This window comes from Humibacter soli, from assembly GCF_054779035.1.
The window spans coordinates 2,207,537-2,229,950 of sequence record NZ_BAAGYX010000001.1; the positions used below are offsets into that span (position 1 = coordinate 2,207,537).

Genomic DNA, 22,414 nt, shown 5'->3' on the forward strand with positions numbered 1-22,414 from the left:
CATGGAACGGTGGGGGCTACAGCACCCGCCGTGCGCGGGTCTGCTCGGCTCGTGCGGCCAGTTCGGCTCCGCTCGGGTAGCCGACCTCCATCAGCGTGAGGCCCTTCGCCGGCATGACCTTGAACGCGTTGGTGCGCGCGCCGACGTCGCGCAGCAGGGCGAGGTCCTTCCCGGCCAGCTTGCCCTCCCCCACCGCGACGCAGGCGCCCACGAGCGCTCGGACCATGCTGTGGCAGAACGCGTCGGCACGCAGTTCGGCGATGAACACGCCGTCGTCATTCCGCCGCCAGGCGAAGTCCTGCAGCGTGCGGATGGTGGTGGCCCCCTCGCGAGGCTTGCAGAAGGTCGCGAAGTCGTGCAGCCCGAGCAGCGTGCCGGCCGACTCGTCCATCGCGTCGAGGTCGAGCATAGACGGATACCACACGGTGCTCGTTCGGGTCAGCGGGTTCCGCACGGTCGAGGCATCCGCCACGCGGTACTCGTACCGCCGCCACAACGCCGAGAATCGGGCGTCGAAACCCGGCTCCGCCATCGACGCGGCCGTGACGACCACGTCGGAGTCCGATGAGCCGAGGATGCCCATGAGCCGCCTGCACAGCGCGGCCGCGGCATCCACGTCGTCGGCCGCGTTGCGAGCCTTGCGCGGGCGAAGGAGCGACGCGGACTGCTCGGGCGTCAGGTCGAGATGGGCGACTTGTCCGCGGGCGTGCACGCCGGCATCCGTCCTGCCTGCGACGGTCAGCGTCGGAGCCGGCTCGTGCCTGCGGAACAGCGTGCGCAGAGCTTCTTCGAGCACGCCCTGCACGGTGCGCAGGCCCGGCTGTCTGCTCCAGCCGTTGAAGTGCGTGCCGTCGTAGGAGATGTCGAGACGGATGCGCGTGCCATTGCTCGTCGCGCCCGCCGTCGTGCTCTCGGCCGTCGTGTCCCCCGCCTGCGTCACGCACTCCATCCTAGGAAGCCCCGGGTGACGGCAATGCCGGTTGCCACAGGACAACGAACGAGGCGCCGGAAGGAGGGATACTCCGTCCGGCGCCTCGTTGAATGCGTCCGAGCTCGGCTACTTGGCCTCGGCCTCGTCTTCGGCCTCGCCGGCGTCGATGCTCTCGTCGTCGGTCTCGGTGGCCTCGACTGCCTCCTCGGCCTCGTCGTTCGCCTCGGCATCGACAGCGGTCTCGTCTGCCGTGGTCTCCTCGACGGCCTCAGCTGCGGCAGCTGCCTCAGCCTTCTCCGCCTCCTTCGCGGCGGGCGACTTCGGCGCCGCCGGAGCCTTGCGCTTCGGGGTGACGGGCTCGAGCACGAGCTCGATCACGGCCATGGGGGCGTTGTCGCCCTTGCGGTTGCCGATCTTGGTGATGCGCGTGTAGCCACCCTGACGGTCGGCCACCTGCGGCGCGATGACGTCGAACAGCTCGTAGACCACGCCCTTGTCCTGAATGACACCGAGCACCCGGCGACGGGCGTGCAGGTCACCACGCTTGGCGAACGTGATCAGGCGCTCGGCGAGCGGACGCAGGCGCTTGGCCTTCGTCTCGGTCGTCGTGATGCGCTTGTGCGTGAAAAGGGCGGCAGCCAGGTTCGCGAGCAGCAGGCGCTCGTGTGCGGGTCCGCCTCCGAGGCGGGGGCCCTTGGTCGGCTTAGGCATTGTCGTTTCTCCGTTTGTGTGGCCGGTCGGCCGTTGTCAGATCAGGTGGTGTGGCCGCGACGAATCAGCGGTACTCGTCGTCGTTGGCGCTGTAGAAGTGGGTGCCGTCGAACCCGGGAACCGAGTCCTTGAGCGACAGGCCCATCTCCGTCAGCTTGTCCTTGACCTCATCCACCGACTTCTGACCGAAGTTGCGGATGTTCATGAGCTGCGTCTCGGAGAGCGAGACCAGTTCGCTGACGTTGTTGATGCCCTCGCGCTTGAGGCAGTTGTACGAGCGAACCGAGAGCTCGAGGTCTTCGATCGGCATCGACAGCTCGGAGCTCAGCACGGCGTCGACCGGCGCCGGGCCGATCTCGATGCCCTCGGCCTGCGAGTTGAGCTCGCGGGCGAGACCGAACAGCTCGGTGAGCGTGCGGCCTGCTGAGGCGATGGCGTCGCGCGGGCTAATCGCCGGCTTGGTCTCGACATCCACCACGAGGCGGTCGAAGTCGGTGCGCTCACCTGCACGCGTCGCCTCGACGCGGTACGTGACCTTGAGCACGGGCGAGTAGATCGAGTCGATCGGGATCTGGCCCGCCTCGCTGTACTCGTTGCGGTTCTGCTGAGCAGAGACGTAACCGCGACCGCGCTCGATGGTCAGCTCGACCTCGAAGCGGGCGTTCTCGTTCAGCGTCGCGATGACCAGCTCGGGGTTGTGGATCTCCACGCCCGCCGGAGCCGAGATGTCGGCCGCCGTGACCTCACCGGAACCCTGCTTGCGCAGGTAGGCGGTGATCGGCTCGTCGTGCTCGCTGGAGACGACGAGTCCCTTGATGTTCAGGATGATCTCGGTGACATCCTCCTTCACGCCCGGAATGGTCGTGAACTCGTGCAGCACACCGTCGATGCGGATGCTCGTGACCGCAGCGCCCGGAATGGACGACAGCAGCGTGCGGCGGAGGGAGTTACCGAGCGTGTATCCGAAGCCCGGCTCGAGCGGCTCGATGACGAACCGCGAGCGGAATTCCGAGATGTTCTCTTCGGTGAGCGTAGGGCGCTGTGCGATGAGCACTGTTGATTCCTTTCGGCTAAGCGTCCGCTATATGACGCTTGCTCTGTACAGGTATTGAGTTATATCCGCGCGCGGACGACGGCTGCGAAGCGACCGCCGTCCGCGTGAGCGGAAAGTGTCACAGCTACTAGACGCGACGACGCTTCGGCGGGCGGCAACCGTTGTGCGCCTGCGGCGTCACGTCGTTGATCGATCCCACCTCGAGGCCGGCGGCCTGCAGCGAGCGGATGGCGGTCTCGCGGCCCGAGCCCGGACCCTTGACGAAGACGTCGACCTTCTTCATGCCGTGCTCCTGCGCCTGGCGGGCGGCCGACTCGGCGGCCAACTGAGCGGCGAACGGCGTCGACTTGCGAGAGCCCTTGAAGCCCACACCGCCGGATGACGCCCAGCTGATCACTGCACCGTTGGTGTCGGTGATCGAGACGATCGTGTTGTTGAACGTCGACTTGATGTGGGCCTGGCCCACGGCGATGTTCTTCTTCTCTTTCTTGCGCGGCTTGCGAACGGCCGACTTGGGTGCTGCCATGTTCTACTCCTGAGATCTCGAGCGCTAGCCGGTGGCCTAGCGGGCCTTCTTCTTGCCGGCGACGGTGCGCTTCGGTCCCTTGCGGGTGCGCGCATTGGTCTTGGTGCGCTGACCGCGCACGGGAAGGCCGCGGCGGTGGCGCAGGCCCTGGTACGAACCGATCTCGACCTTGCGGCGGATGTCGGCGGCGACCTCGCGGCGAAGGTCACCCTCCACCTTGTAGGTTCCTTCGATGTGGTCGCGCAGCGCGACGAGCTGGTCGTCGGTGAGATCCTTGACGCGGATGTCTCCCGAGACCCCGGTGGCCTGCAGCGTCTCGAGCGCACGAGTGTGGCCGATGCCGTAGATGTAGGTGAGTGCGACTTCCACGCGCTTCTCGCGCGGGATGTCGACGCCTGCTAGACGTGCCATTCTGGCTTCTCCTGTGAGTGTGTGGAGGTGTGGACCAGCATCGGTGCCCGGGCCTCCAACCCGAGGTGTCCACGGCTTTCACCGCTTGTTGATGCTGGCGTTCTCGCTGTTCTGTTTTTCCGGCGTCCCGCTCTCAGAGCGGAACGGGGAGCCGACTAACCCTGGCGCTGCTTGTGACGCGGGTTGCTGGAGCAGATGACCATCACGCGGCCGTTGCGGCGGATGACGCGGCAGTGCTCGCAGATGGGCTTGACGGAGGGGTTGACCTTCATGGTGATATTCCTTATCGCTGTCGTCGTGCGCCACGGCAGGCGGATGCTGACGCTTCCGTCGTCGTGGGCCGTTACTTTCCGACGCCTGGATTACTTGTAGCGGTAGACGATTCGGCCACGGGTGAGGTCGTAGGGGCTCAGCTCCACGATCACGCGGTCCTCAGGGAGGATGCGGATGTAGTGCTGACGCATCTTGCCCGAGATGTGGGCCAGAACCTTGTGTCCGTTGGTGAGCTCAACGCGGAACATCGCGTTGGGCAGCGCCTCGACCACGGATCCCTCGATCTCGATTACGCCGTCTTTTTTGGCCATAGCCTCACTATCGCTTCAGGCACTCCAGTGCCGGTCGTGCGGTGGATGGATGGTGTCGGATGCGCCCTGAGGCGCGCACCGCAAAACGGGTGCAAGACACCAAAGATCTATCTTAGGCCATGCGGCGCGTCTTCGCCACTCGGCGTCGCGACGCCCTTATAGTCCCAGCCCTCAGTCCTCACGGGCGAGCAGTGCGGCGTTCATGTCGCGGGTGAGCTCGACGTCGACGGGCAGCTCGACGCCGTCGATGCTCGTGATGGGAGCCGCGAGGCGCACGCTCGAGACCAACCATGCGGCATCCGCCTTCGTCAGGTCGGATGCCGGAACGAGCACCGCCTCTGTGCGAAGTCCGCGCGAGGAGGCGAAGTCGAAGACGCTCAGCTGGCTCGTCCCAGGCAGGATGCCGATGTCGGTCCGAGGCGTCACGACCCGGTCGCCGAACAAGAGGATGACGGTCGCGGTCGGCGCCTCCATGACGTAGCCATCGGAGCTGACGAAGATGACGTCGTCGGCCTCTCGCCGACGGGCCTCCCTGATCGCCGCCATGTTCACGGCGTACGACAGGGTCTTCGCGCCGGCAAGGAGCCACGGCGCGCGCTCTGCGACGTCGCTGGTGTAGCCGCGGTCGAGGGTGACGACACGGATGCCCGTCTCCCGCTCGGCGAACTCCCCCGCGGCCGGCGTCGCCACGATCCAGCCGGTCGGAGAAGCCGCACCGTCGATACCGCGGGTGAACACCACCTTGAGGCCGCCCTGCCGATCGGTCGGAAGCGACGCCGCGGCCACCGTGATGGCGTGCCGCCACTGTGCCTCGTTGGGCTCCGGCAGGTCGAGCAGCGTCGCGGAGCTCGCCAGCCTGCTGAGATGCGCCTCGAGTGCCTGCGGGTGCCCGCCGACCACACCGATCGTCTCGAAGACCCCGTCGCCGCGTGCGGCACCGAGGTCGCGCACGTCGAGTGTCGGCACTCCCTCGTCGAAGCGCCGGACTGTCGGAGCGGGGTCGGTTGCTGCATCGGCCGGCAGTACGTCGATCATGAAGACGGGCACCGTTCGAGCCTAACCGGCAACGGCCCGAGCCCGCTGGAACCGGCAGCGGGGTGCGACGCTACGCAGGGCGCACAGGGGTGACGCCGAACGGCCTCAGCCCTGCAGCGCCTCCGTCGTGCGCCGTGAGCACCCAGATGCCGTCCTTGTGGACGGCGACGGAGTGCTCCCAGTGCGCAGCAGCCGATCCGTCCTCGGTCGCCACGGTCCATCCGTCGTCGTGCACGTAGGTGTCGGGCGATCCGGCGACGACCATCGGTTCGATCGCGACGACGAGGCCTGGCCGAACCTCCGGGCCCCTCTGCCGCACGCTGTAGTTGAACACCGGAGGCGCTTCGTGCATGCGCCGGCCGATTCCGTGCCCGATGTAATCGGTGAGAATGCCGTAGTCGCCCTGCGAGAGGATGTACGCCTCGATGGCATCCCCTACCTCGTTCAGGTGCGACGCCTTCGCCAGCGTCGCAATGCCGTGCCAGAGCGACTGCTCCGTCACGTCGGCGAGCGCACGTCGTTCCGCCACGAGGTCGGGACGCGCCGGGTCGTCGATCACGACGGTGAACGCCGCGTCACCGTTCCATCCGCCGAGGATGGCGCCGGAGTCGATCGACAGGATGTCGCCCGCCTGCAGTGCGCGATCCCCCGGGATGCCGTGCACGATCTCGTCGTTCACCGAGGCGCAGATGGTGTGGCGGTATCCGGGCTCGAGCTTGAAGTTCGGCTTTCCGCCCCTGGCCTCGATCGCACGCTCCGCCAGCGCGTCCAGCTCGAGCGTCGTCACGCCCGGCCGAGCGGCCGCCCGAACGGCGTCGAGGCTGTCAGCGGTCGCGAGACCGGGCTCGAGCATGAGCCTGAGTTGCGCTGGCGACTTGTAGATCGATCGCCGGATGCCTGGCACGTCGTCGCTCAGGCGGCGGCTGTGCCGTCGGCCTCGCCGATCCCGCGTGCGGCCAGCGCTTCGCGGATGCGTGCGGCGACGTCGTCGACGGAGCCGAGACCGTCGACTTCGGCAAGGAGCCCGCGCTCCCGATACACCTCGATGATCGGCGCCGTCTGCGCGTTGTAGACGTCTTGACGGTGACGGATCGCCTCTTCGGTGTCGTCCGCGCGGCCCTGCTCATGAGCACGGTGGGTCAGCCGCTTCACGAGCTCGTCCTTGTCGGCGGTGAGGCGGATGACCGCCTCGAGGCTGCCATCCGACGCCAGAAGCTCGTCGAGGAATTCCACCTGGTCCAGCGTGCGCGGGTAACCGTCGAGCAGGAAGCCCTTTGCGGCATCCGGCTCGGACAGACGCGCTGCCACCAGCTGGTTGGTCAGGTCGTCCGGAACGTAGTCGCCGGCATCCACGATCGCCTTCACCTTGACGCCGAGCTCGGTCTGGTGGGTGATGTGATGACGGAAGATGTCGCCCGTGGAGATCGCCGGAATGTCGAACGCGTCGGCCACGAACGTGGCCTGGGTGCCTTTGCCCGACCCGGGAGGGCCGACGATCAGCAGGCGCGCGCCGCGCTCTCGGTTTCGCTCTTCGTGCGCTTCGGTCAACGGAGCAACCCTTCGTAGTGGCGCTGCTGCAGCTGCGAGTCGATCTGCTTGACCGTCTCGAGGCCGACGCCGACGATGATGAGGATCGACGTGCCGCCGAACATGAAGTTCTGGCTGGTGCCGAGCAGCGCGAAGGCCACCAGCGGGATGAGCGCGATGACAGCCAGATAGATCGAGCCGGGCAGCGTGATGCGCGTGAGCACGTAGTCGAGGTACTCGGCGGTCGGACGTCCGGCACGGATGCCGGGGATGAAGCCGCCGTACTTCTTCATGTTGTCGGCGACCTCTTCGGGGTTGAAGGTGATCGCGACGTAGAAGTACGTGAAGCCGATGATCAGGAGTGCGTAGATCAGCATGTAGAGCGGGTGGTCGCCCTGCGTCAGGTAGTTCGTGACCCAGGTGACCCACGGTGCCGGTTCCTTGCCGGGAGCCGGCTGGTTGAACTGCGCGATCAGAGCAGGAAGGTACAAGAGGCTCGACGCGAAGATCACCGGGATGACACCGGCCATGTTGACCTTGATCGGGATGTACGTGTTGTTGCCGCCGTACGTTCGACGGCCGACCATGCGTTTCGCGTATTGAACGGGGATGCGCCGTTGGGACTGCTCGACGAACACGACGGCCGCGACGATGAACAAGCCGATGACGATGACGATCAGGAAGATCTCGAAGCTCTGCGTCTGCTCGACGGCCCAGAGGGAGGCGGGGAACTGCGCGGCGATCGAGGTGAAGATCAGCAGCGACATGCCGTTGCCGATGCCCTTCTCGGTCACCAGCTCGCCCATCCACATGATGAGGCCGGTGCCTGCGGTCATCGTGATGACCATGAGCAGCACGGCGTACCAGGCGTCATTCGTGATCAGCTGCGAGCACTGCGACGCACTGTTCGAACCGAACAGGGCACCGCTGCGAGCGACCGTGATGAGCGTGGTGGACTGAAGGACACCCAGCGCAATGGTGAGGTAGCGGGTGTACTGGGTCAGCTTCGACTGGCCCGCCTGGCCCTCCTTGTAGAGAGCCTCGAAGTGTGGGATGACCACCCTCAGCAGCTGCACGATGATCGACGCCGTGATGTACGGCATGATCCCCAGCGCGAAGATGGAGAGCTTCAGCAGCGCGCCGCCGCTGAAGAGGTTGACCAGCTCGTAGAGGCCGGTGGTGCCCTGGTTCGCCGCCAGACACGCCTGAACGTTGCTGAAGTCGACGAACGGGGCCGGGATGAACGACCCCAGACGGAACAGCGCGATGATCCCCAGAGTGAAGCCGATCTTCCTACGAAGATCAGGGGTGCGGAGGATCCGCCCGATGGCGTTGAACAAGTGACGTCCTGCTTTCCGGGGGTAAGGAGTCAGTCGGGTGGCCGAGGTGGCCACCCGACTGGACTACTTTACGGGGTGAATCCGGATGCCTGGAATCCGGCGGGGTCGGGGACTACTTGACCGAGCCTCCGGCCGCGACGATCTTCTGCTCGGCCGAACCGGAGACCTTGTCGACCTCGACGTTCAGCTTCACGGCGATGTCGCCGTTGCCCAGGACCTTGACCTTCTCGTTCTTGCGAACGGCGCCCTTGGCGACCAGGTCGCTCACCGTCACGTCGCCACCGGCCGGGTACAGCTCGGCCAGCTTCTCCAGGTTCACGACCTGGTACTCGATGCGGAACGGGTTCTTGAACCCGCGCAGCTTCGGCGAACGCATGTGGAACGGCAGCTGACCACCCTGGAAGCCGGGGCGCACCTGGTAGCGCGCCTTGGTTCCCTTGGTACCGCGACCCGCCGTCTTACCCTTCGAGCCCTCACCGCGTCCGACGCGAGTGCGGTCCTTCTTGGCGCCGGCGGCCGGACGCAGGTGGTGCACCTTGAGAACCGGCTCGCGCTTCTCAGGGACATCGGCGGTCTTCTTCGCAGCAGGCTTCTCAGCCTTCGCAGCGGTCTTCTCGCTGGACGCTGTGCTGGTCTTTCTCGCAGCAGCTGCCGTGCCGGCGGCTGCGCTCGATGCTTCGGCCGTTCCGGCCTCAGCCTTCTTCGTGGTCGCCTTCGCGGGCGCCTTGGCCTTGGCCTCGGCGGGGACCTTCTTCTCGGTCTTCTCGTCAGCCATGATTAGTCAATCTCCTCGACCTTCACCAGGTGAGCGACGGTCTTGACGTAGCCGCGGTTCTGAGGGGTGTCCTCACGAACGACGACGTCACCGATGCGCTTCAGTCCCAGGCTGCGAAGCGTGTCGCGCTGGTTCTGCTTCTCACTTACTTTGGACTTGATCTGGGTCACCTTGAGCTGCGCCATTACGCACCAGCCTTCGCGGTTCGGGCGGCCTCTGCCGCCTCTGCTTCTGCACGGACCAGCCGGCGGGGAGCGACCTCATCGAAGTCGAGCCCACGACGGGCGGCAACGGCACGAGGCTCCTCGAGCTGCTGCAGCGCCTCTACGGTCGCGTGCACGATGTTGATGGTGTTGGACGAGCCGAGCGACTTGCTCAGCACGTCGTGGATGCCTGCGCACTCCAGCACGGCACGCACCGGGCCACCGGCGATAACACCGGTACCGGCGCCGGCCGGACGCAGCAACACGACACCGGCAGCGGCCTCACCCTGCACCGGGTGCGGGATGGTGCTGCCGACGCGAGGCACGCGGAAGAAGTTCTTCTTCGCCTCTTCGACGCCCTTCGAGATCGCCAGCGGCACCTCGCGGGCCTTGCCGTAGCCGACACCCACGAGGCCGTTGCCGTCACCGACGACGACCAGTGCGGTGAAGCTGAAGCGACGACCACCCTTGACCACCTTGGAAACGCGGTTGATGGTCACGACGCGCTCGAGGAACTGGCTCTTGTCCGCGTCACGTCCACCACGGTCGCGACCCTGATTGCGGTCACGTCCGCCACGGCGTCCGTCGCGGGCGTCACGGCTCGTGGTGTCCGTTCCGGCCGCGGTCTCGACCGGCTTCTCCGCAGTCGTCTGCTCGGCGGCCACGTCCTGCTCCTTCGTCTCGTTCTCACTCACAGGCTCAGCCCACCTTCCCGGGCTCCTTCGGCGATCGCGGCGACGCGACCGGCGTACTTGTTTCCGCCGCGGTCGAAGACGACCTCGGCGACGCCGGCCTGCTTGGCGCGCTCGGCGACAAGCTCTCCGACCTTGCGGGCCTTGGCGGTCTTGTCACCGTCGAAGCCGCGGAGGTCTGCCTCGAGGGTCGACGCGGAGGCCAGCGTGTGGCCCTTCGCGTCGTCGACGACCTGCACGAAGACGTGACGCGCGGAGCGCGTGACGACCAGACGGGGACGACCAGCCGTGCCGACGACCTTCTTGCGAAGGCGTGCGTGCCGGCGGTCGCGTGCCGCTGACTTGCTCTTGACGCTCATGCTTACTTACCAGCCTTTCCGGCCTTACGACGGACGACCTCGCCTGCGTAGCGAATGCCCTTGCCCTTGTACGGTTCCGGCTTCTTGATCTTGCGGATGTTCGCGGCGGCCTCGCCGACGGCCTGCTTGTCGATGCCGGCGACGGTGACCTTGTTGTTGCCCTCCACCGTGAGGCTGATGCCGGCCGGCGGCTCGACGGTGACCGGGTGCGAGAACCCGAGGGCGAACTCGATGGAGGAGCCCTTCTGCGCGACACGGTAACCCGTGCCGACGATCTCGAGGCCCTTCGAGTAGCCCTGCGTGACTCCGATGATCTGGTTGTTGATCAGCGTGCGCGTGAGGCCGTGGAGGGAGCGCGAGGTGCGCTCGTCATCCGGGCGAGAGACGAGAACCCTGTTCTCCTCGATCTTCACCTGGATGGGCTGGGCCACGGTGAGCGACAGCTCGCCCTTCGGGCCCTTGACGGTCACATCCTGGCCGTCGACCTTGACGTCGACGCCGGTCGGGATGTCGATGGGAAGTCTTCCGATTCGGGACATCTTGCTACCACACGTAGGCGAGGACTTCCCCGCCGACGCCCTTCTTCTCGGCCTCGCGGTCCGTGAGCAGACCCGAGGAGGTGGACAGGATGGCGACGCCGAGGCCGCCGAGCACGCTGGGCAGCTCAGTGGACTTCGCGTAGACGCGGAGTCCGGGCTTCGAGACGCGCTTGATGCCCGCGATGGAACGCTCGCGGTTCGGACCGAACTTGAGGTTCAGCGTGAGCGTCTGTCCGACGCGGGCGTCACTGACGGCCCAGTCGGAGATGTAGCCCTCGCTCTTCAGGATCTCGGCGATGTGCGACTTCAGCTTCGAGCTCGGCATCGACACGGTGTCGTGGTACGCCGAGTTCGCGTTGCGCAGTCTGGTCAGCATGTCTGCGACCGGATCTGTCATGGTCATGGGTTGTTTCCTTTGTTCATCCGGTATCGGGGCCCTTTACAAGAGAACCGACCGTAGATGCGCGCTGGAGCTGGAAGCGATGATCCGGTGGATCATCGTCGCGACGCCAGCGCCGGGCGAGCTGCGCTCGCACGGTTCCAGCTCCGGGCAGTGGTCAAGAGCGGCGTCGGTATTCGGTTGTGAGTCGTGGATGTCAGTCGTTCGACTTGAACGGGAAGCCGAGCGCCTTCAGCAGGGCGCGACCCTCGTCATCCGTCTTCGCCGTGGTGACGACGGTGATGTCGAAACCGCGGACGCGGTCGATCTTGTCCTGGTCGATCTCGTGGAAGATCGACTGCTCGGTCACACCGAACGTGTAGTTGCCGTTGCCGTCGAACTGACGGTCGGAGAGACCGCGGAAGTCACGGATGCGCGGAAGCGCGAGCGTGAGCAGACGGTCGAGGAACTCCCACGCGCGGTCGCCACGAAGGGTGACGTGCGCGCCGATCGGCTGACCCTCGCGCAGCTTGAACTGCGCGATGGACTTGCGGGCCTTCGTGACCTGCGGCTTCTGGCCGGTGATCTTGGTGAGGTCGGCGACAGCACCATCGATGATCTTGCTGTCGCGGGCCGCGTCACCGACGCCCGAGTTCACGACGATCTTCACGAGACCCGGAACCTGGTGCACGTTGGCGTAGCCGAACTGCTCGGTGAGCTTCGCGGCGATCTCGTTCTTGTACTTCTGCTTGAGGCGCGGCTGGACCCGGTTGGGCGTGCCAGCCTGCGCGGCAGTTGCGGTGTCGGTCATTACAGGTCCTTACCTGACTTCTTGGCGTAGCGGACGCGGACGGTCTTCGTGACGCCGTCCTTCGTCACCTTCTCCTCGCGGAAGCCGACGCGGGTCGGCTTCTTCGTCTCGGGGTCGACGAGCGCCACGTTCGACACGTGGATCGGAGCTTCCTGCGTCTCGATGCCGCCGGTCTTCGATCCGCGCTGGGTCTGGCCGACCTTGACGTGCTTAGTGACGAAGTTCACGCCCTCGACGACCACGCGGTCCTGCTCGACGAGCACCTCGAGAACGCGACCCTGCTTGCCGCGGTCTCCGCCGCGGGCCTGGCTCGCGCCCGTGATGACCTGCACGAGGTCACCCTTCTTGATGTTCGCTCCCATGGGGTCAGATCACCTCCGGTGCCAGCGAGATGATCTTCATGAACTTCTTGTCGCGCAGCTCGCGACCGACCGGTCCGAAGATGCGGGTACCACGGGGGTCGCCGTCGTTCTTCAAGATCACCGCGGCGTTCTCATCGAACTTGATGTACGAGCCGTCTGCACGGCGCGTCTGCTTCACGGTGCGGACGATGACCGCCTTGACGACGTCGCCCTTCTTCACGTTGCCGCCGGGGATGGCATCCTTCACGGTCGCAACGATCGTGTCGCCGAGGCCGGCGTACTTGCGCTTCGAGCCGCCGAGAACACGGATCGTCAGCAACTCCTTGGCGCCGGTGTTGTCGGCGACCTTGAGTCGGGATTCCTGCTGAATCACTTCTTACAACTCCTTCACAAGCAAGCCCGAGGCTTACTTGGCCTTCTCGAGGATCTCGACCAGACGCCAGCGCTTGGTAGCGCTGTACGGACGGGTCTCGTTGATGATCACGAGGTCGCCGATGCCGGCGGTGTTCAGCTCGTCGTGCGCCTTCACCTTGGTGGTGCGGCGGATGACCTTGCCGTACAGCGGGTGCTTCACGCGGTCCTCGACCTCGACGACGATGGTCTTGTCCATCTTGTCGCTGACGACATAACCGCGACGCGCCTTGCGGTAGCCGCGGGCGCCCGCCTCCTTGACGTCGTGCGCAGCGTGCTCGTGACCGGCGGCGACGGTCTCAGTCTCGGACTGAGCCTCGGCGGCCTTGGCCTTGGTGGCAGCCATTACTCCGCCTCCTCCTTCGTCTCGGCCGGCGCCTCAGCGGCATCTGCCTTCTTGGTGGACTTCGTCTTCTTCTCGGCCTTGGCAGGAGCCTCGACCGGGGCCGGCGTCGCACGGATGCCGAGCTCGCGCTCGCGGATCACCGTGTAGATGCGGGCGATGTCGCGCTTGACGGCGCGGAGACGGCCGTGGCTCTCGAGCTGGCCGGTCGCCGACTGGAAGCGCAGGTTGAACAGCTCTTCCTTGGCCTTCTTCAGTTCGTCGACGAGCTTCTCGTCGTCGAAGGTGTCGAGCTCGGGGGTAGCGAGCTCCTTGGTTCCGATCGCCATTACGCGTCGCCCTCCTCGCGCTTGATGATGCGTGCCTTGAGGGGCAGCTTGTGGATGGCACGGGTGAGTGCCTCGCGCGCCAGCGTCTCGTTGACGCCGGCGACCTCGAAGAGCACGCGGCCCGGCTTGACGTTCGCGACCCACCACTCGGGGGAACCCTTACCGGAACCCATGCGGGTCTCGGCAGGCTTCTTCGTGAGCGGACGGTCGGGGTAGATGTTGATCCACACCTTTCCGCCACGCTTGATGTGACGCGTCATGGCGATACGAGCGGACTCGATCTGCCTGTTGGTCACGTAAGCGGGCGTGATGGCCTGGATGCCGTACTCGCCGAAGGTCACCTTCGTGCCACCGGTCGCCTGGCCGCTACGGCCGGGGTGGTGCTGCTTGCGGTGCTTGACTCTGCGGGGAATCAACATGGTTATGCACTGGCTCCTTCTGCCGCTGGGGCCTCGGCCTGGGCGCGAGGCGCACGGCGCGGACGGTCGCTGCGCTCGGGGCGGCCGCTCTTGGCAGCGGCCTGCTCGCGCGCGAGTTCCTTGTTGGTGATGTCGCCCTTGTAGATCCAGACCTTCACGCCGATGCGGCCGAAGGTGGTCTTGGCCTCGTAGAAGCCGTAGTCGATGTTCGCGCGCAGCGTGTGCAGCGGCACACGACCCTCGCGGTAGAACTCCGAACGGCTCATCTCGGCGCCGCCGAGGCGACCGGACACCTGGATGCGGACACCCTTGGCGCCTGCGCGCTGCGCGCCCTGCAGACCCTTGCGCATCGCGCGGCGGAAGGCCACGCGGGCGGAGAGCTGCTCGGCGATTCCCTGAGCGACGAGCTGGGCATCCGCCTCGGGGTTCTTGACCTCGAGGATGTTCAGCTGGATCTGCTTGCCGGTGAGCTTCTCGAGGTCGGCGCGGATGCGCTCGGCCTCTGCACCACGGCGACCGATCACGATGCCGGGACGGGCGGTATGGATGTCCACACGCACGCGGTCACGGGTGCGCTCGATCTCGATGCGCGAGACACCGGCACGGTCGAGCTGCGTCGCCAGCAGGCGGCGGATCTTGACGTCCTCGGCGATGTAGTCGGCGTAACGCTGACCGGGCTTCGTCGAGTCCGAGAACCAGCGAGACACGTGGTCCGTGGTGATTCCCAGACGGAAGCCGTAGGGGTTGACCTTCTGACCCATTACTTGCTCGCCTTCTTCGTGCCCTGCTTCTTCGTCGCCTCGGCCTCCTCGGGGGTGGCCAGCACGATCGTGATGTGGCTGGTGCGCTTGTTGATGCGGAACGCGCGGCCCTGTGCACGGGGCTGGAAACGCTTCAGCGTCGTGCCCTCGTCGACGAATGCGCGGCTCACGTAGAGGTCGCGCTCGTCCAGGTACTCGTTGGTCGCGTCGGCCTTCACACGGGCGTTTGCCATTGCGGATGCCACGAGCTTGTACACCGGCTCGCTCGCGCCCTGGGGGGCGAACTTCAGGATGGCCAGGGCCTCCTGAGCCTGCTTGCCGCGGATCAGATCGACGACACGACGAGCCTTCTGAGGCGTGACGCGGATGTGTCGCACGCGGGCGATCGACTCCACCATTTCTCTCTCCTCCTCTTGTCACCGACTAGCGGCGACGACCCTTCTTGTCGTCCTTCACGTGTCCCCGGAAGGTGCGGGTCGGGGCGAACTCCCCGAGCTTGTGGCCGACCATCGTCTCTGTGACGAAGACCGGGATGTGCTTGCGTCCGTCGTGCACGGCGATCGTGTGGCCGAGCATGGCCGGGACGATCATCGAGCGGCGGGACCACGTCTTGATGACGTTCTTGCTGCCGGACTCGTTCGCGCGAACCACCTTGGTAAGCAGGTGCTCGTCGACGAAGGGGCCCTTCTTGAGACTGCGAGGCATCTTCTACTTACTCCTACTTGCGCTTCTTGCCGGCGTTACGGCGGCGGACGATCAGCTTGTCGCTTTCCTTGTTCGGGTGACGCGTGCGGCCTTCCTTCTGGCCCCACGGGCTGACCGGGTGGCGACCACCTGAGGTCTTGCCCTCACCACCACCGTGCGGGTGGTCGATCGGGTTCATCGCGACACCACGCACGGTCGGGCGGACGCCCTTCCAGCGCATGCGGCCGGCCTTGCCCCAGTTGATGTTCGACTGCTCGGCGTTGCCGACCTCGCCGATGGTGGCGCGGCAGCGCACATCGACGTTGCGGATCTCGCCGGACGGCATACGCAGCTGGGCGTAGGGGCCGTCCTTCGCGACGAGGCGAACGGATGCACCTGCCGAGCGGGCGATCTTCGCGCCCCCACCCGGCTTGAGCTCGATGGCGTGGATGACCGTACCGGTCGGGATGTTGCGCAGCGGCAGGTTGTTGCCCGGCTTGATGTCGGCGTTCGGACCGGACTCCACGATGTCGCCCTGACGGAGCTTGTCCGGAGCGATGATGTAGCGCTTGGTGCCGTCGACGAAGTGCAGCAGAGCGATGCGCGCCGTGCGGTTCGGGTCGTACTCGATGTGCGCGACCTTGGCGTTGACGCCGTCCTTGTCGTTGCGACGGAAGTCGATGACACGGTACTGACGCTTGTGGCCACCACCGATGTGGCGGGTGGTGATGCGGCCCTGGTTGTTGCGGCCACCGGTCTTCGACAGCGGCTTGAGCAGCGACTTCTCAGGCGTCGACCGGGTGATCTCGGCGAAGTCGGCCACGGACGAGCCGCGGCGACCCGGGGTCGTCGGCTTGTACTTGCGAATAGCCATAGTTGTTCCCTTGCTCCCTAGCCGACAGCCGTGAAGATGTCGATGGAACCGGACTTCAGGGTGACGATGGCGCGCTTGGTGTCCTTGCGCTTGCCGGCGCCGAAGCGGGTGCGGCGGGTCTTGCCCTGGCGGTTCAACGTGTTGACGGATGCGACCTCGACCTTGAAGATCTTCTCGATCGCGAGCTTGATCTCGGTCTTGTTCGAGCGGGGGTCGACGAGGAAGGTGTACTTGCCCTCGTCGATGAGCGAGTAGCTCTTCTCGGACACGACCGGAGCGATGATGATGTCGCGCGGGTCCTTGTTGATGGCGGCCATTACGCGTTCACCTCTTCCTTCTTCGTCTTGGATGCCACGAAGGAGTCGAAGGCACCCTTGGTGAAGACGATGTCGTCGGAGACGAGCACGTCGTAGGCGTTCAGCTGGTCGAACACCAGCGTGTGCACCGTCGGGATGTTGCGAACGCTCTTCACGCCCAGCTCGTCGCCGCGCTCGGTGACGACCAGAACGTGCTTGGACGCTGCGATTCCGTCAAGAAGCGCGACGGCGGCCTTCGTCGAAGGCGCCTCGCCTGCGATGAGCGACTCGACGACGTGCACGCGCGCACCGCGGGCGCGGTCGCTGAGCGAACCGAGCAGTGCGGCGGCGATCATCTTCTTGGGGGTGCGCTGTGCGTAGTCACGCGGAGTCGGGCCGTGCACGATGCCACCGCCGGTCATCTGGGGCGCACGGATCGAGCCCTGACGAGCGCGACCTGTGCCCTTCTGCTTGAACGGCTTGCGGCCGGCACCGGAGACCTCACCGCGGGTCTTGGTCTTGTGCGTGCCCTGGCGGGCGGCGGCGAGCTGCGCAACGACGACCTGGTGGATCAGCGGGATGTTGACCTGAACGTCGAAGATCTCCGCGGGAAGGTCGACGGAGCCGGACTTCTTGCCGGCGGCGTCGAAAACGTCGATCGAGGTAGCCATGTGACTACGCTCCCTTCACTGCGTTGCGGACGAAGACGATGCGACCGCGAGCACCGGGAACCGCGCCCTTGACGAGCAGCAGGCCCTTGGCGGCGTCGACCGAGTGCACCGTGAGGTTGAGCACGGTCACGCGCTCTGCGCCCATGCGGCCGGCCATGCGCATGCCCTTGAAGACACGGCTCGGCGTCGAGGAGGCGCCGATCGAACCGGGCTTGCGGTGGTTGCGGTGCGAACCGTGCGAAGCGGAGACGCCCTTGAAGTTGTGGCGCTTCATGACACCGGCGGTGCCCTTACCCTTCGAGGTTCCGACGACGTCGACCTTCTGGCCGGCCTCGAAGGTGCCCTCGACGGTCAGCTCCTGGCCGGGCGCGTACTCGGAAGCGTCAGCGGTGCGAACCTCGGTGAGGTGACGGCGCGGCGTGACGCCTGCCTTCTCGAAGTGGCCGCTCGCCGGCTTGTTCACCTTGCGAGGGTCGATCGAGCCGTAGGCGATCTGCACGGCGTTGTAGCCGTCGACCTCGGGCGTACGGATCTGGGTCACGACGTTCGGCGTGATCTCGACGACGGTGACGGGGATGAGCTTGTTGTTCTCGTCCCACACCTGGGTCATGCCGAGCTTCTTGCCGAGCAGACCCTTGACGGTCTTGGTCTCAGTAGTAGACATGGATGGACCCCTACAGCTTGATCTCGATGTTGACGTCGGCCGGCAGGTCGAGACGCATGAGCGAGTCGACGGCCTTCGGCGTCGGGTCGATGATGTCGATCAGCCGCTTGTGCGTGCGCATCTCGAAGTGCTCGCGGCTGTCCTTGTACTTGTGGGGCGAACGGATGACGCACACCACGTTCTTCTCGGTGGGGAGCGGCACCGGCCCGACGACGGTCGCGCCGGCACGGGTCACCGTGTCGACGATCTTTCGCGCCGAGGTGTCGATGACCTCGTGGTCATACGACTTAAGCCGAATGCGGATCTTCTGTCCCGCCATATCTGACTCTCTCTCTACTGTTCAGGCGTCATACGGCAGTCAGAGCCGCATTGGACGCAGTCGCGTTCTCACGCTTGCCGGCACCACGTGTGTCGCACCGCTGTTCTTCTGTCAAGGCAAGGGATGCCGTGGCTCACGCCGAGGCATCCCTCACTCTTCACCGGCCCCCGCGCTCGGGCGTGTCGCCGTCGCGGGCACATGGATGACCCATGGGCGTCGGGGTGTCGATTAAGCTGTGTCCTTCTGCCCGCGGCCTAGCCTGAACTCTCCCGGCCGACTCGATCGGCCCGTCTGAAGCGGCTATGCACTGCCTGGCAGTGATTCGGATGGCGGCACGGGGGCGCGCCTCACCGAAATGTTGAACCAGAAAAGTATGCCGGATATTTGGGTCTCGTGCAACTCGGGCGTGTCGCGGCTGCAGACCACCCGCTACATGACCACAGGACCCGCCGGAGAAAAGGGGATGCCCCGCCGTGTTTCGGGTACGGCGGGGCATCCGTGACGGTGTCTCCAGGGGGGTACTCAAGACCACCGTCGGTGCAACGCAGGCGCCAGAGCCACTTCGCGTGCACCTCGTCTAGCCCTTTCAGCGTAGGCAAATCTGAGCAAACGTCAACTGTCTCTTTCGGGGGGTCGACTGCATATTCTTCTGAGCCCGAAAAAGAGGCGTTCTCGCACCGGGCGAAGGTAGATTGTGTGGACACATCTCCATCGCTGGGAGCGACCACGGTCATCCCTGGATCGACGGCGATCGTGCGGGCAGGCGATTCGGGCGCGACAACCGTCGCAGCGCCGCCCAGGGGGCATGCATGATGAGTAGGACTGCGACCGGTAGTGTTGTCGCGCGATCGGCACGCCAGCGGGAGACGAAGTGACTTTTCGGCAAGCTTTGAACGCCATCTGGCAACGACGGCTTCTCATCATCGGGGTCGTGGTGCTGGCGGTGGCGGTCGCTGCCGTGTTCCTGCTGCGTCAGACGCCGGTGTACACCTCATCGATCACCGTGCGGATGAGCTCGCTGGCCACCTCGGCTGCCGCCAGTGGGCAGATCGGCACAGCCGCCGTGGACTTCGACCCGGCGAGCATCACCTCGCCCGCGGTTCTGGGGCCAGCCGCGAAGAAGGTCGGTGAGCCGGCGGTCGCCGGCGCGACGTGGGGCGTCGGCTACTCCCTTGGCCAGACGACATCGCAGAACCAACCGACGGTGATCATCATCACGGCGGAAGGTCGCAACTCCGCTCAGTCTCAGGAGCGGGCGACGGCTGTCGCAGAGTCCTACAACACCTACCTCACGGGCCAGATGGAGATCGCGAAGAAGGCGGCGGAGGCGCAGCAGGCGAAATGGACGGCCACCGCCGAGGTATATCAGGCGCAGGTCACGGCCAATCCCGCGAACTCCATCGCGCAGTCCAACCTCGCCAACGCCATCAGTTCCCTGGGAAATGCCACAGACACCATCAACAAGATCGACAGCGCCGGCAAGCCGCTGACCGTCACCCAGACCGCGACGCCCGGCGAGTTCCAGGGGACGAGTCCGCTCATCGCGATAGCGGTCGCTCTCGTCACCGGGCTCATCGCGGGAATCGGCATCGCCTTGATCTGGGATGCCTTCGACGACCGACTCCGCGGTGAGGAAGAGCTCGAGGCCCTCACCGGTCTGCCTGCACTCGGCGAGCTGGCCCTCGACAAGCGGATGCTGCGCCGCGGCGACTGGTTGCCGGCCGCGGGCCGCAAGCGCACGTCGTTGAACGAGGGCCTACGGGCACTCCGCACGACCCTGCAGGTGCTTCTGCCGCAGGGCAACGATGTCGTCGTGCTGACGAGCGTCGAGCCCGGCGACGGCAAGACGTTCGTGTCGTCGAACCTCGCCCTCGCATGGGCGAGGACGGGAAAGCGCGTCGTGCTGGTCGGCGGCGATTTGCGCAAGCCGGGGCTCGACGAGTATTTCGGCGATGTTGCCACAGGGCGAGGGCTGACCGAGCTGCTGCAGACGGCGGCCATCCGTGGTGCCGCGCCGAGCCGCGAAGAGATCGCTGACAGCCTGAACGCCACGAAATTCAGAGGCTTGAGCATCCTGCCTGCAGGCTCGGAACCGTGGGACCCTGCTGACCTGCTCGCCGTCGACGGGCTCGGCGACATCATCGCTTCGCTGCGTTCGCTGTGCGACATCGTGGTCATCGACTCTCCCCCGGCCCTCGCGCTGGTCGACGCCAGCCTGCTCGCCGCGCACTCGGACGGTGCGGTGCTCGTGGCATCCGTTCGCCGCACACGGCGCAAGCTGCTCGTGGAGACGCTGCGCGCGCTCGCGAGCAACGGCATCACCGTGCTGGGAACGGTGGCCAATCGGTCTCGCCGGCGCATCCCCAAGTCGTACTCCGCGTACTACGGCGCCTCGAACAAGAACCGGCGTCGCCCGACCGTGATCGCCCAGGGAGACGAGGTTCCGGCACAGGTGGTGCCTATTGCGCCCGAAGACGATTTCGACGAGGGCTTCATCGACATCGCGAACGCGGACGTCGATCCGACGCGCGCCGCTGACATCTCGTCGCCGTCCGACGACCCTGCTCCTGCCGACCGTGGGCACGACTCGGCTGAGGGCGAGAAGGTCTGATCGTGAGCGGCTCGTCGTACGCCGACGAGGTGAACGGACCCGACCTCGAGCAGGGCGTCGGGGCGGATGTCACGAGCATCCTTTTCATCTGCACCGCGAACCAGTGCCGTTCGGTGATGGCCGAGGTCATCGCCCGCAGGCGATTCTCCGGTCTGCCGTTCGTCTTCGCGTCGGCCGGGCTCATCGAGGGCGGCAGGTCGATGCCGCCGAACGGAGTGATGGTCGCGAGGGAGTGGGGGTACGACACCTCATCCCACATCAGCAAGCGCGCAGACACCCGCGCCCTTGGCGGCTGGGACGTCATACTCACCATGACGAGGCAGCACGTGCGCGAGCTCGTCGCTGCTGACAGCGAGCTCTGGCCCCGCGTGTTCACCCTGCCCCAGTTCGTGAGATGGCTCGATGACCACCCGCCGCGCAGGCACGTGTCGCTGCGCGGGTGGATCGAGCAGGAGGCTGCCGATCGACCGCGCTCCGACATGATCGGGTCGAGCTCGGATGACGACATCGCCGACCCCGTCGACGAGCCGCCAGAGGCGTGGCATGACCTCGTCGCGGAGCTCACCAGGGAGATCGACCGTGTCGCGGAGCACCTGGTGCCAGGGCGCGAGAACGTGCAGCGGATGACCTGGGTTCAATAGACAGGGTTCAGAGAACAGGGTTCCGTATCCGGCGCTAGACGCCCATCCAGTCCTTCATGCGGTCGCCGAACGTCGAGCCGTCGAAGAGCCTGGCACGCCGACGGCAGTCCTCCGGATCCATCGAGAGCGCGACCTCGACGGCCCTACGCAGCTCCGCAGGGTCGGTGGAGGTGAACAGTGAGCCGGAGACGCCGTCGAGCACGGTCTCCGCTGCGCCGCCGATGGCGTTGCCGACCACCGGGGTACCCGCGGCCATGGCCTCGACGGGCATGATGCCGAAGTCCTCGATGGGTCCGAAGAAGAAGACAGCGGCCCTGCGGTAGAGGGCGCGCAGCAGGGCGTTCGATGGCCGCGTCACGAACGTGACACGGCCGGGGTGCTCGGCGGCGAGCGCCGTCAAGCGTTCACGCTCAGGTCCGTCTCCCGCGATCACCACCGGCAGGTCGGCGGCGACGCCGGCCTCGATCGCGAGGTCGAGGCGTTTGTACGGCACGAAGCGCGACGCGCCGAGCAGAAAACCGGAGGGAAGGGCATCCAGGATCGCCAGCTCATCTGGGGTGAGCTCGTCGTCGCTACCCGGGAACACGCTGAGGTCGACCGGCGGGTAGATCACGGTGCTCTCGCGGTCCCAGCACCGCTCGATGCGCTCGGCGATGAATCTGCTGTTGGCGGCGATCTTCACGGGCTCCTGCGCGCGGCGGCGGTCGATCGAGCGCAGCGGCTGCGCGACGGCCCGAGCGAGCGCTCCCGCGCCGCGCTGGTCGATCTCCGGCTCCCAGATGTAGCGGGCGGGGCTGTAGGTGTAGACGAACTTGGGCACGTCGCGCTCGGGCCGTCGCATCCTGGCATGATGCGCGAAGAGATGGGTGCAGCAGAGCAGCCACTCGGCGTCGGGTACGGCAGGCAGCCTGCGCCACCACTCGAGCAGGAACGGCATGGATGCCGCCTTGTGGTCGCGTAGCGGCGTGCGCGCGAGCCAGCTCTGGCTGACGCGCCCAGGTCCGTACCGGTCGTCGACGTCGTCCCACGGGCAGACGATCGGAGCATCGGGGAACGCCTCGGCGAGGGCGTCGACCACCCGTTCGCCGCCGCCGACCGACTCCATCCACTCGTGCACGATCACACCGGTCACTCGCGCTCCCCCATTCCACG

The 22,414-nt window shown here is 66.2% G+C and carries 34 protein-coding genes; 2 read left to right on the forward strand and 32 right to left on the reverse strand.

Translation table 11 applies throughout. The annotated features are described in order from the left end of the window. Window positions 1-16 precede the first annotated feature (16 nt). The 31 genes from truA to rpsJ form a co-directional block, all read right to left on the reverse strand. Window positions 17-949, reverse strand: coding sequence for a tRNA pseudouridine(38-40) synthase TruA (truA, locus tag ACYVDN_RS10200; RefSeq protein WP_460571030.1), 933 nt, complete (start codon window positions 947-949; stop codon window positions 17-19). 108 nt (window positions 950-1,057) lie between these two features. Further along, entirely contained in the window at window positions 1,058-1,642 is a 585-nt protein-coding gene (gene rplQ, locus ACYVDN_RS10205) for a bL17 family ribosomal protein (RefSeq protein WP_460571032.1), read from the reverse strand. A gap of 64 nt (window positions 1,643-1,706) precedes the next feature. Then, window positions 1,707-2,696, reverse strand: a complete 990-nt coding sequence (locus ACYVDN_RS10210; RefSeq protein ID WP_460571034.1) for a DNA-directed RNA polymerase subunit alpha — start codon at window positions 2,694-2,696, stop codon at window positions 1,707-1,709. Between the two features lie 127 nt (window positions 2,697-2,823). After that, window positions 2,824-3,222 carry a 30S ribosomal protein S11 gene (gene rpsK / locus ACYVDN_RS10215; RefSeq protein WP_022900909.1) on the reverse strand — a complete coding sequence of 133 codons (399 nt, stop codon included), beginning with the start codon at window positions 3,220-3,222 and terminating at the stop codon, window positions 2,824-2,826. Window positions 3,223-3,258: 36 nt separating this feature from the next. Next, the gene (rpsM, locus tag ACYVDN_RS10220) at window positions 3,259-3,633 is read right to left on the reverse strand and encodes a 30S ribosomal protein S13 (protein WP_460571036.1); all 375 of its coding nucleotides are present in this window, start codon (window positions 3,631-3,633) and stop codon (window positions 3,259-3,261) included. Between the two features lie 155 nt (window positions 3,634-3,788). Further along, window positions 3,789-3,905: a 50S ribosomal protein L36 gene (rpmJ, locus tag ACYVDN_RS10225; RefSeq protein WP_022900911.1), complete on the reverse strand. Its 117-nt coding sequence runs from the start codon at window positions 3,903-3,905 to the stop codon at window positions 3,789-3,791. A 90-nt stretch (window positions 3,906-3,995) separates the two neighbouring features. Further along, window positions 3,996-4,217, reverse strand: a complete 222-nt coding sequence (infA, locus tag ACYVDN_RS10230; protein ID WP_021759551.1) for a translation initiation factor IF-1 — start codon at window positions 4,215-4,217, stop codon at window positions 3,996-3,998. Window positions 4,218-4,388: 171 nt separating this feature from the next. Continuing rightward, the gene (locus tag ACYVDN_RS10235; RefSeq protein WP_460572331.1) at window positions 4,389-5,252 is read right to left on the reverse strand and encodes an aminodeoxychorismate lyase; all 864 of its coding nucleotides are present in this window, start codon (window positions 5,250-5,252) and stop codon (window positions 4,389-4,391) included. A 70-nt stretch (window positions 5,253-5,322) separates the two neighbouring features. Continuing rightward, a complete protein-coding gene (gene map, locus ACYVDN_RS10240; protein WP_460571039.1) occupies window positions 5,323-6,156 on the reverse strand; it encodes a type I methionyl aminopeptidase in 834 nt (277 codons plus the stop codon). Window positions 6,157-6,164: 8 nt separating this feature from the next. Next, window positions 6,165-6,800: a nucleoside monophosphate kinase gene (locus ACYVDN_RS10245; protein ID WP_460571041.1), complete on the reverse strand. Its 636-nt coding sequence runs from the start codon at window positions 6,798-6,800 to the stop codon at window positions 6,165-6,167. Continuing rightward, a complete protein-coding gene (gene secY, locus ACYVDN_RS10250) occupies window positions 6,797-8,119 on the reverse strand; it encodes a preprotein translocase subunit SecY (protein WP_460571043.1) in 1,323 nt (440 codons plus the stop codon). Before secY ends, ACYVDN_RS10245 begins: the two co-directional genes overlap by 4 nt. A 112-nt stretch (window positions 8,120-8,231) precedes the next feature. Further along, window positions 8,232-8,894 carry a large ribosomal subunit protein uL15 gene (rplO, locus tag ACYVDN_RS10255; RefSeq protein ID WP_460571045.1) on the reverse strand — a complete coding sequence of 221 codons (663 nt, stop codon included), beginning with the start codon at window positions 8,892-8,894 and terminating at the stop codon, window positions 8,232-8,234. Between the two features lie 2 nt (window positions 8,895-8,896). Continuing rightward, window positions 8,897-9,079 (reverse strand): 50S ribosomal protein L30, encoded by a 183-nt coding sequence (gene rpmD / locus ACYVDN_RS10260; protein ID WP_210416002.1) that lies wholly within the window; start codon window positions 9,077-9,079, stop codon window positions 8,897-8,899. Then, a complete protein-coding gene (rpsE, locus tag ACYVDN_RS10265) occupies window positions 9,079-9,762 on the reverse strand; it encodes a 30S ribosomal protein S5 (protein WP_460572333.1) in 684 nt (227 codons plus the stop codon). The genes rpmD and rpsE overlap by 1 nt, the downstream gene beginning before the upstream one ends. A gap of 26 nt (window positions 9,763-9,788) precedes the next feature. Continuing rightward, window positions 9,789-10,148: a 50S ribosomal protein L18 gene (gene rplR / locus ACYVDN_RS10270; protein ID WP_460571047.1), complete on the reverse strand. Its 360-nt coding sequence runs from the start codon at window positions 10,146-10,148 to the stop codon at window positions 9,789-9,791. A 2-nt stretch (window positions 10,149-10,150) separates the two neighbouring features. After that, complete coding sequence (rplF, locus tag ACYVDN_RS10275) at window positions 10,151-10,687, reverse strand: 50S ribosomal protein L6 (protein ID WP_460571049.1); 537 nt, start codon at window positions 10,685-10,687, stop codon at window positions 10,151-10,153. 4 nt (window positions 10,688-10,691) lie between these two features. Beyond that, complete coding sequence (rpsH, locus tag ACYVDN_RS10280; RefSeq protein ID WP_460571051.1) at window positions 10,692-11,090, reverse strand: 30S ribosomal protein S8; 399 nt, start codon at window positions 11,088-11,090, stop codon at window positions 10,692-10,694. 193 nt (window positions 11,091-11,283) lie between these two features. Beyond that, window positions 11,284-11,877, reverse strand: a complete 594-nt coding sequence (rplE, locus tag ACYVDN_RS10285) for a large ribosomal subunit protein uL5 (RefSeq protein WP_460571053.1) — start codon at window positions 11,875-11,877, stop codon at window positions 11,284-11,286. After that, window positions 11,877-12,239: a 50S ribosomal protein L24 gene (gene rplX / locus ACYVDN_RS10290; protein WP_460571055.1), complete on the reverse strand. Its 363-nt coding sequence runs from the start codon at window positions 12,237-12,239 to the stop codon at window positions 11,877-11,879. Before rplX ends, rplE begins: the two co-directional genes overlap by 1 nt. A gap of 4 nt (window positions 12,240-12,243) precedes the next feature. Then, window positions 12,244-12,612 (reverse strand): 50S ribosomal protein L14, encoded by a 369-nt coding sequence (gene rplN, locus ACYVDN_RS10295; protein WP_022900924.1) that lies wholly within the window; start codon window positions 12,610-12,612, stop codon window positions 12,244-12,246. A gap of 33 nt (window positions 12,613-12,645) precedes the next feature. Next, on the reverse strand, window positions 12,646-12,996 hold the full coding sequence (gene rpsQ / locus ACYVDN_RS10300) for a small ribosomal subunit protein uS17 (protein ID WP_460571057.1): 351 nt from the start codon (window positions 12,994-12,996) through the stop codon (window positions 12,646-12,648). Further along, on the reverse strand, window positions 12,996-13,322 hold the full coding sequence (gene rpmC / locus ACYVDN_RS10305; protein WP_460571059.1) for a large ribosomal subunit protein uL29: 327 nt from the start codon (window positions 13,320-13,322) through the stop codon (window positions 12,996-12,998). Before rpmC ends, rpsQ begins: the two co-directional genes overlap by 1 nt. After that, a complete protein-coding gene (rplP, locus tag ACYVDN_RS10310; protein WP_460571061.1) occupies window positions 13,322-13,741 on the reverse strand; it encodes a large ribosomal subunit protein uL16 in 420 nt (139 codons plus the stop codon). Before rplP ends, rpmC begins: the two co-directional genes overlap by 1 nt. 2 nt (window positions 13,742-13,743) lie before the next feature. Further along, complete coding sequence (rpsC, locus tag ACYVDN_RS10315) at window positions 13,744-14,502, reverse strand: small ribosomal subunit protein uS3 (protein WP_460571063.1); 759 nt, start codon at window positions 14,500-14,502, stop codon at window positions 13,744-13,746. Beyond that, window positions 14,502-14,900 (reverse strand): large ribosomal subunit protein uL22, encoded by a 399-nt coding sequence (gene rplV / locus ACYVDN_RS10320; protein ID WP_460571065.1) that lies wholly within the window; start codon window positions 14,898-14,900, stop codon window positions 14,502-14,504. Before rplV ends, rpsC begins: the two co-directional genes overlap by 1 nt. A 25-nt stretch (window positions 14,901-14,925) precedes the next feature. Continuing rightward, complete coding sequence (gene rpsS / locus ACYVDN_RS10325) at window positions 14,926-15,207, reverse strand: 30S ribosomal protein S19 (protein ID WP_022900930.1); 282 nt, start codon at window positions 15,205-15,207, stop codon at window positions 14,926-14,928. Window positions 15,208-15,220: 13 nt separating this feature from the next. After that, window positions 15,221-16,060: a large ribosomal subunit protein uL2 gene (rplB, locus tag ACYVDN_RS10330; RefSeq protein ID WP_460571067.1), complete on the reverse strand. Its 840-nt coding sequence runs from the start codon at window positions 16,058-16,060 to the stop codon at window positions 15,221-15,223. Between the two features lie 17 nt (window positions 16,061-16,077). Beyond that, entirely contained in the window at window positions 16,078-16,377 is a 300-nt protein-coding gene (rplW, locus tag ACYVDN_RS10335) for an uL23 family ribosomal protein (RefSeq protein WP_460571069.1), read from the reverse strand. Next, entirely contained in the window at window positions 16,377-17,027 is a 651-nt protein-coding gene (gene rplD, locus ACYVDN_RS10340; protein ID WP_460571071.1) for a 50S ribosomal protein L4, read from the reverse strand. The genes rplW and rplD overlap by 1 nt, the downstream gene beginning before the upstream one ends. A gap of 4 nt (window positions 17,028-17,031) precedes the next feature. After that, window positions 17,032-17,691: a large ribosomal subunit protein uL3 gene (gene rplC, locus ACYVDN_RS10345; RefSeq protein ID WP_460571073.1), complete on the reverse strand. Its 660-nt coding sequence runs from the start codon at window positions 17,689-17,691 to the stop codon at window positions 17,032-17,034. Window positions 17,692-17,701: 10 nt separating this feature from the next. Beyond that, window positions 17,702-18,010 carry a 30S ribosomal protein S10 gene (gene rpsJ / locus ACYVDN_RS10350; protein WP_005050520.1) on the reverse strand — a complete coding sequence of 103 codons (309 nt, stop codon included), beginning with the start codon at window positions 18,008-18,010 and terminating at the stop codon, window positions 17,702-17,704. An 871-nt stretch (window positions 18,011-18,881) separates the two neighbouring features. Here rpsJ and ACYVDN_RS10355 point away from each other — a divergent pair. Both ACYVDN_RS10355 and ACYVDN_RS10360 read left to right on the forward strand, forming a co-directional pair. Next, window positions 18,882-20,621, forward strand: coding sequence for a polysaccharide biosynthesis tyrosine autokinase (locus ACYVDN_RS10355; RefSeq protein ID WP_460571080.1), 1,740 nt, complete (start codon window positions 18,882-18,884; stop codon window positions 20,619-20,621). A 2-nt stretch (window positions 20,622-20,623) separates the two neighbouring features. Continuing rightward, entirely contained in the window at window positions 20,624-21,262 is a 639-nt protein-coding gene (locus ACYVDN_RS10360; protein WP_460571082.1) for a low molecular weight phosphatase family protein, read from the forward strand. A 34-nt stretch (window positions 21,263-21,296) separates the two neighbouring features. On the opposite strand, the gene ACYVDN_RS10365 is transcribed toward ACYVDN_RS10360, so the two are convergent. Beyond that, a complete protein-coding gene (locus ACYVDN_RS10365; protein WP_460571084.1) occupies window positions 21,297-22,394 on the reverse strand; it encodes a glycosyltransferase family protein in 1,098 nt (365 codons plus the stop codon). Window positions 22,395-22,414 lie beyond the last annotated feature (20 nt).